The following is a 7031-nucleotide window of genomic DNA, read 5'->3' as shown; positions in this document are numbered from 1 at the left end:
GCGCGTGGCCATCGGCACGGGCCGCGTGGTTCGCGAGGGCGAAGCGGGCGGCGTGGCCATCCTCAGCATCGGCCACATCGGCAACTACGCCGTGAAGGCGACCGAAACTCTGGCCGCCGAGGGCCTGAGCGTGGGCCACTACGACATGCGCTTCTGCAAGCCCCTCGATGAGGAAATGCTGCGTGATGTAGCCCGCCGCTACCGCGCCATCGTGACGGTGGAAGACGGCTGCCTGCCCGGCGGCTTCGGCTCGGCCGTACTCGAATTCCTCACCGACCACGGCTTCCACCTGCCCGTGCGCCGCCTCGGCATCCCCGACCGCGTGGTGGAGCACGGCACCCAGGACGAGCTCTACAAAGAGTGCGGCTTCGACGCCGCCGGAATCGCCCAGGCCGTGCGCGAGCTGGGCACCAAAGTCGCCGCCGAAGCGCGGGCCACGGTGCTGCGGTAGCTGCGCGACTTGAGACAAGAAGAAGCCCCCGTAGCGCGTGCTGCGGGGGCTTCTTTGTTTATGGCAGCTTCTTGAAGTTATCGACTTTTAATACCACCGTCAGGTTTGGCAGGGCTTCGGCCAACTCATCGGAGCGTTTAATGATGCTGCTGTTTAGGTTAGGGACGATGCGGTGAGCGCCGGGTGATACAATGGCTTCAATCTCATCGGCAGGGCCCACGAAAGCTTCTTCCTCAAACCAGGCAATGGACTTGCGCAGTTGCTCGGCTCCGCTCTTGATGTGGTCGGCCAGATTTTTCTTTTTGGGGCCCTTCAACTCAATGAAGCAGACGACGCGGGGATTATATACCACGCAGTCGCAGCGCCGGACTTTGTCGGTATCCTGCAATAGGCATTTGTCGACGGCGATGAGGTGGAAGGCGCGGCCGCTGCGGTTGAGGATGGTAAAATCTGTTTCCGGGTTGATGACTTCATCCAGCGGGCGCACCCGACAGCGCTTTTCAGTCGGGTGGTCGTAGACGTGGATTTTCTTGGCGGTATGCTCGCTGATGCAGTCGCCGCTGCTGGCGTGGGGGTAGCGCGCCCGAATGCGGTTTTTCATTACTTCCGCACGGCTTTGGGTTTGCGCAGGCGGGTCAGGGCGTTGAACACGTCGGCCAGCTCCATCGACACGCTATCCAGTGAGTTCTCATCAATCAGGCCGGCTTTAGGGTCGAAGATGGAATTTACCCCGCCGCCGCCCACGTAGTAGGCGCTGAAATCCTCGGGCTTAAGCCAGTATTTAGCCGGCAGAATCTTCTCCACCTTCTTCTTTTGGTGTGGGTATTGGGTAGCGATTTTGTGCGCGTACAGCGCAATGTTCAGCGCCGTGAGTACGTAGGGGCTGTGCGTAGTAATGGTCAGGTCGTTCTCGCCCTGCGTGCATTTCTCCAGCAACCAGTACACCAAATCGCGCTGGGCCGTGGGGTACAGGTTCAACTCCGGCTCCTCGATGATGAAGCTCTGCGCCTGCTCCGTGTTGCGGCTCAGATGCTCCAGCAGCACCAGCAGCGGCGTGACGGATTGGATGCCGCTGGCGGTTTCCAGCAGCATTAGTAATGACTCCCTATTAGGAATTTTGATAAAATCTCTTCCTCCAACGTGAAAATATTTCACGTTCAAAAATGGAATATTAAGCTCTAGCACTTCGCTTCTTGATAATGAGAAATCATTCGCAAAATCCAGTAGCAGCTTAGGCAAGCCAATATCATCACGCATTAATCCTGCCCATGAATACTCAATTGCAGGAATGAAAACGCGTTCTGTTGGTATATAGTTAATGCTGTATGAATCAGATTTTCCGTTTGGCCTACCGTTCAGATGTGCTTCGACAAGCTGACTGATAAATGCTTTCTTGATTTCTTCGTTTGCGAGGCCCGTTATACCTGTCTCTCGTGCAAATTGGTTAGTTAGCTTATTTACTAGGTCTTCTACTACCCCTTTGCTGGTGAGGGCATTTTCAAATTCGAATTCTACTTCAATGGGCTTATCCACCATAAAGTGGTTGCCATTGCTTTTTTTCCATACTATAGAAGAATTTAATTCTTTGTAATTAAATATATTATAGTAGCGTAACGGTTGGTCAATGTTCACTTTATTATCAACGACCTTGACTTGACCACCAAGAAAAATCGCCGCCAGCTTCGCCAGCGTGCTCTTGCCGCCACCCGTCGGGCCGATGAAAACCGTGACGCGCTTGAAGTCCACGGTGGCGTCTTTGATGGGACCGAAATTCTTGACAACTAGCTGCTCGTTCATGGGATTCTCAACAAAGGGACGGGCCCAAAAGTAACACGCGGCGGCCCCCGTTGCCGGGAACCGCCGCGTGGCAGGCGTAGCCGAGGCTACGGGAGTTACTTCAGCGCAGGCAGGGCGGCCAGCAGGGTTTTCAGGCCGGCCTCGGCGTTGTTGCCGAGGTTCACGCGCAGGGTGCGGCGGCCGTTGTCGAGCAGGGCCTGCAGGTCGCCCAGGGCCTGGGCATTCTTGAAGGTGCCGAAGGTGTAGGAGCGGCCGGGCAGAGCTAGGTCCTGCGGGTTGTCGTCGGTGAACTGGATGAACAGGCCGGTGTTGGGGCCGCCCTTGTGGTACTGGCCGGTGCTGTGCAGGAAGCGCGGGCCGTAGCCCGAGGTGGTGGCCAAGTGCAGCTGCTGCATCACGCGCTGGCGCAGCTCGAGCAGGCTGGCGCTCACGGCGGGCGTTTCGGTCAGGTAGGCTTGCAGGCACACGAAGTCGCCGGGCTTGGCTTGCGCGAAGAAGGCTTTGAGCACGCCGGCCGCGCCCTCGCCGTGGGCGGCGGTGTAGTAGTCGACGCCATTTTCGCTGGCGGCGGGGGCTTCACCCTCGGGTAGCTTGCCGTCAGTCTCCACGGCCTTCATCAGCTTGTCGGTGGCCGTTTTGGCAGCCTGCACGTTGGGCTGGTCGAAGGGGTTGATGCGGAACACGGCGCTGGCCACGGCCGTGGCCACTTCCCAGCGGTAGAACTCCTGGCCGAGGTCGAAGGCGTCCTTCATCAGCAGGGTGATGACGGGGTGGCCGGCCTGCTTCAGGGCTTCGAGCTTGCTGGCGTTGGCCTCGTCGGCCTGACCCTTGTAGCCCACGTACACGAACACGCGGTCCTGGCCGTAGATGCCGGGCTCACCCAGGGGCTCGCCGGCCACGGGCAAAATGCCCTTGCCTTCCTTGCCGGTGCTTTCGGCCAGTAGCTGCTCCAGCCACAGGCCCAGGTCGTGCAGCGAGTCGGGCACCACCAGCGTGAGCTTGTCGCGGCCCTGCTCGGCCAGCACGCCGAGGGCGGCGCCCAGCTCCAGGCCGGGGTTGCGGTCGGTGGCGCCGTAGGCCCCGCAGGCGCGCATCATCAGGATGGCGCGCTCCAGGATTTCGCCGATGGGCAGGCCGTAGAGGGCCGCCGGCACCAGACCGAAGTAGGTGAGGGCCGAGAAGCGGCCGCCCACCTCGGGGAAGTTGAGGAAGATGCGGCGATACTTGGCCTCAGTGGCATCGGTTACGAACTTGGAGCCCGGGTCGGTGATGGCCACGAAGTTCTCGCCGGCCTTGTCGCCTTTGATTTCCTTCACTTTGGCGTAGAAATAGTCGCCGAAGGCCAGCGGCTCGGCCGTGGTGCCCGACTTGCTGGCCACGATGAACAGCGTGTCGGCCAGCGGCACGGCGGCTTCAATCTCGCGCACGGTGCCGGGGTCGGTGGTGTCGAGCACCGACATCGGCAGGCCGTTCTCGCCCATGGGGAACGAGGCTTTGAACACGATGGGAGCCATCGTGCTGCCGCCCATGCCCATCACCACCACGTGCTTAAAGCCGGCGGCTTTCACCTCGTGTACAAACTGCTCAATTTCGGTTACGCGGCCCACCATCGTTTCGGCTACCCGCAGCCAGCCCATGTAGCTGCGGATGCTGTGCTGGCCGGCTTCGTCGTTGGTCCACAGGTCGGCCTTCTTATCCCAGAAACCGGCCACGAAGTTGTCGGCCTTGAACTTGGCAATCTGGGCGTCCACGTCGGCCTGATATTTCCCCAGCTCCATCTTGGCCTCGTCTACCTGGTCTTCCACGGCCAAGGCGCGCTTCTTCTCGATGGACTGCATCAGCTTGGCGAAGGGCTCCTTGAACTTCTGCGCGCCGTCTTCCTCCAGGTGCTGGGTGTGCTCGTCGAGATTGATGCCCAGTTTGGGCAGGCGGGCCAGCACGTCTTTCGAGTGCTCCAGGTTGGTTTCGATGGTGCTGGCCACCTTGCCGCTCTTGCCAAACAGGTCGAGGGTTTCAACCGGCACGGTGTTCACGGTGTGCGGGCCGATGAGGCCATCGACATAGCGCAGGTTGTCGTATTTGGGGTTTTTGTTGCCGGTGCTGGCCCACAGCAGGCGCTGCGTTTCGGCCCCTTTGGCCTTGAGGGCTTCCCAGCGCGGGCCCGAGAAAATCTCCTTGTAAATCTGGTAGGCCTGCTTGGCGCTGGCAATGGCCACTTCGCCCACCAGCGACTGCGCCAGCTGGCCTTTCTCGCCGCCTTCGGCCGCAATTTTTTCCAGCATGGGGTCCAGCAGCACGTCGATACGGCTCAGGAAGAAGCTGGCCACCGAGTCGATGCGGGCCAGCGACTCGCCTTTGGCGGCGCGGTCTTCGAGGCCGGCGATGAAGGCTTCGGCCACCAGGCGATAGCGCTCGAGGCCGAAAATTAAGGTCACGTTCACGTTCACACCTTCCGAGATGAGGCGGCGGATGGCGGGCAGGCCTTCGAGGGTGGCCGGCACCTTAATCATCACGTTGGGCCGGTCCACGGCTTTCCAGAGGGCCAGGCCCTCGGCGATGGTGCCTTCGGTGTCGTTCACCAGTTCGGGCGATACTTCGAGGCTCACGTAGCCGTCGGAGCCGTGGTCGGCGCCGTCGTAGAGCGGGCGGAACAGGTCGCAGGCAGCCTGCACGTCGGCCACGGCCAGGCTGGTGTAGATTTCGTCGGTGGTTTTGCCCTGCAGGGCCAGGGCCTTGATGGCCGAATCGTAGTCGGCCGTGTCGCCGATGGACTTAGCAAAAATAGCCGGGTTCGAAGTTACGCCGCGCAGGGCTTCGTGCTCGATGCGGTGTTGCAGCTTGCCGTCGATGATGATGGGGCGGCTGATGAAGTCCAGCCACAGGCTTTGGTCAAACTGGCGGATGTCAACGAGAGGGTTCATATCGGGTGTATTGGGTTCAGTCGTTCAAAGGCCCAAAGGTCAGGCACGCGGGGCTTTGTTGGAAACGGGTGTACGCGAAATGTTGGGAAAGAGCGGAACCAGCTTGCACGCCGGCCGGCAGGTAGTGCTTGGCTGCTACTGCGCTGCCGTGGCATCGGCAGCTTCGCAGCGCTGCTTGAGCACCGTCAGAATCCGGCCCTGGATTTCGCTCATTACGTAGCTCGTCCAGAGGCCCGCGTACCAGTTGAGGTGAGTGCTCAGTCGCTGCTGGCTGTGCAGCAGCAAGCGGGTGCGGCCGGGGCCGACGGGCTGCAGTTCGTAGGTGCCGCGCAGCACATCAAAGAACTTCCCGCCCACGATGACGTGCTCATCGAACGTAGTGGGCGGAATGGTGGCCGTGTTGGGCACGATGCTGAATGAGAGGCGCTGCCGGGGCACCCACTCATCCACGGTTTCGATAAACTCGACGCCGCGCTCGAACGTGGCGTGGCGCACGCCGCCCACGCCCTCGTGCGTAAGTGTGGCCTCGACGGGCCGCGGAAACCCAATATCGTCGATGACGCTATGGCCGAGCTGCTGCGCCGGAATGGGTGCCACCCGAATGATGTGCTGCCACACTACTGCCGCCGGGGCGTTGATGATAACGGCGTTTTCGATGCGCCGAAAATCGTTGGGATTATTGAACAGATTTTCGAACGGCCCGGCCACGAAGGGCAACAAAGCGAAGGCCGCGACCACCAGAGTCTTATCAGAATTGCCGGGCCGGCTATCGGCGATGTTGGAGTAGAGCAGCGCGCCAATTGCGCCCATCACTAGGAACAGCGGAAAGATGATGATGACGCAGATAAGGCCTTCGAGATGAAACAATAGCGCGGCGGCCAGAAACGTCATCACCACCCAAAAGGGCGCCCATACAATGCGCCACCACGAATCGAGGGTACCGGGGGTGAAATGAGCCGTGATGGCCCCCAGCGCCAGCGGAATGCCCAGCAGAAACGACCAGCTCAGCAGGCCATTTTCGGGCAGCAGGCCGTTGGCGAAGAAGAAGCGGGCAAACAGTGAGTAAGCCAGCCCTAAACCGAGAGCCAGCAGGAAGGGATAACGCGGCCGGGAAATTGGCATGAGTAGATTTGGCAAACTGATTTGAAACGCAGGCTGCCGTCTTAAGCCACACCGGCCGCGCCCGCGGCTCCGCAAGTTACCCGCATATCTGCATGACGCCCACCACTACGCCGCCCACTATCGTTTTCCTGCACGGCTTTGCCGAAAGCCGCGAGGTCTGGACCGACTTTATGCGCCCCTTCCCCGAGGAATACCGGTTGCTCGCGCCCAACCTGCCCGGCCACGGCACCAACCTCGCGACCGTGCCCGACTTCTCGATGGAAGCCCAGGCGCGCTACGTCATCGACTACCTCAACCAGAAGGGCTGCCCCGAGCCGGTGCTGCTGGTGTGCCACAGCATGGGCGGCTACGTGGCCCTGGCCTTGGCCGAACGCTGGCCTCAGCGCGTGGCCGGCCTGGCCTTCGTCAACTCCTCGGCCCTGGCCGATACCGACGAGAAGCGCCAGAACCGCGAAAAGAATATCACCTTCGTCGAGAAGCACGGTGTGGGCAAGTTCATGGAGTCGTTCGTGCGGCCGCTGTTTGCGCCCGTCAACCGCGACCGCCTTACCGAGGCGCGCGGGCTGCTGGAGGAAATCGGCAAGGCTACGCCCGAAAGCACCATTGCCGGCGCGCTGCGCGGCATGGCCGCCCGTCCCGACCGCACCGCCGTGCTCGCTAAAGCCCCGTTCCCGGTACTGATGGTGGCCGGCAAGCACGACGTGGCCGTGCATTTTGAAGACGCCGTGCGGCAGGCCGCG

6 protein-coding genes are annotated in these 7031 nt (G+C 61.1%); 2 read left to right on the top strand and 4 right to left on the bottom strand.

Translation table 11 applies throughout. The annotated features are described in order from the left end of the window. The coding region (locus ACYVDE_RS11055; RefSeq protein ID WP_460501576.1) for a transketolase C-terminal domain-containing protein at positions 1-451 on the top strand (451 nt) is incomplete at its 5' end. Positions 452-509: 58 nt separating this feature from the next. Here ACYVDE_RS11055 and ACYVDE_RS11050 read toward each other — a convergent pair. The 4 genes from ACYVDE_RS11050 to ACYVDE_RS11035 form a co-directional block, all read right to left on the bottom strand. Continuing rightward, positions 510-1052 carry a hypothetical protein gene (locus ACYVDE_RS11050; protein WP_460501575.1) on the bottom strand — a complete coding sequence of 181 codons (543 nt, stop codon included), beginning with the start codon at positions 1050-1052 and terminating at the stop codon, positions 510-512. Further along, positions 1052-2248, bottom strand: a complete 1197-nt coding sequence (locus tag ACYVDE_RS11045; RefSeq protein WP_460501574.1) for an AAA family ATPase — start codon at positions 2246-2248, stop codon at positions 1052-1054. Before ACYVDE_RS11045 ends, ACYVDE_RS11050 begins: the two co-directional genes overlap by 1 nt. A 95-nt stretch (positions 2249-2343) precedes the next feature. After that, positions 2344-5169 carry a bifunctional transaldolase/phosoglucose isomerase gene (locus ACYVDE_RS11040; protein ID WP_460501573.1) on the bottom strand — a complete coding sequence of 942 codons (2826 nt, stop codon included), beginning with the start codon at positions 5167-5169 and terminating at the stop codon, positions 2344-2346. A gap of 135 nt (positions 5170-5304) precedes the next feature. Beyond that, positions 5305-6291, bottom strand: a complete 987-nt coding sequence (locus ACYVDE_RS11035) for an SRPBCC family protein (RefSeq protein ID WP_460501572.1) — start codon at positions 6289-6291, stop codon at positions 5305-5307. Between the two features lie 92 nt (positions 6292-6383). On the opposite strand from ACYVDE_RS11035, the gene ACYVDE_RS11030 reads away from it, so the two are divergent. Next, positions 6384-7031: alpha/beta fold hydrolase (locus ACYVDE_RS11030; RefSeq protein WP_460501571.1), on the top strand; the 648-nt coding region annotated here is incomplete at its 3' end.

The sequence above is a fragment of the Hymenobacter agri genome (assembly GCF_054778495.1).
This window is presented reverse-complemented; position numbering and strand designations above follow the sequence as displayed.

Coding starts and splice junctions, on each gene's coding strand:
- ACYVDE_RS11050 (WP_460501575.1), bottom strand. CDS start 1,052: ATGAAAAACCGCATTCGGGCGCGCTACCCCCACGCCAGCAGCGGCGAC.
- ACYVDE_RS11045 (WP_460501574.1), bottom strand. CDS start 2,248: ATGAACGAGCAGCTAGTTGTCAAGAATTTCGGTCCCATCAAAGACGCC.
- ACYVDE_RS11040 (WP_460501573.1), bottom strand. CDS start 5,169: ATGAACCCTCTCGTTGACATCCGCCAGTTTGACCAAAGCCTGTGGCTG.
- ACYVDE_RS11035 (WP_460501572.1), bottom strand. CDS start 6,291: ATGCCAATTTCCCGGCCGCGTTATCCCTTCCTGCTGGCTCTCGGTTTA.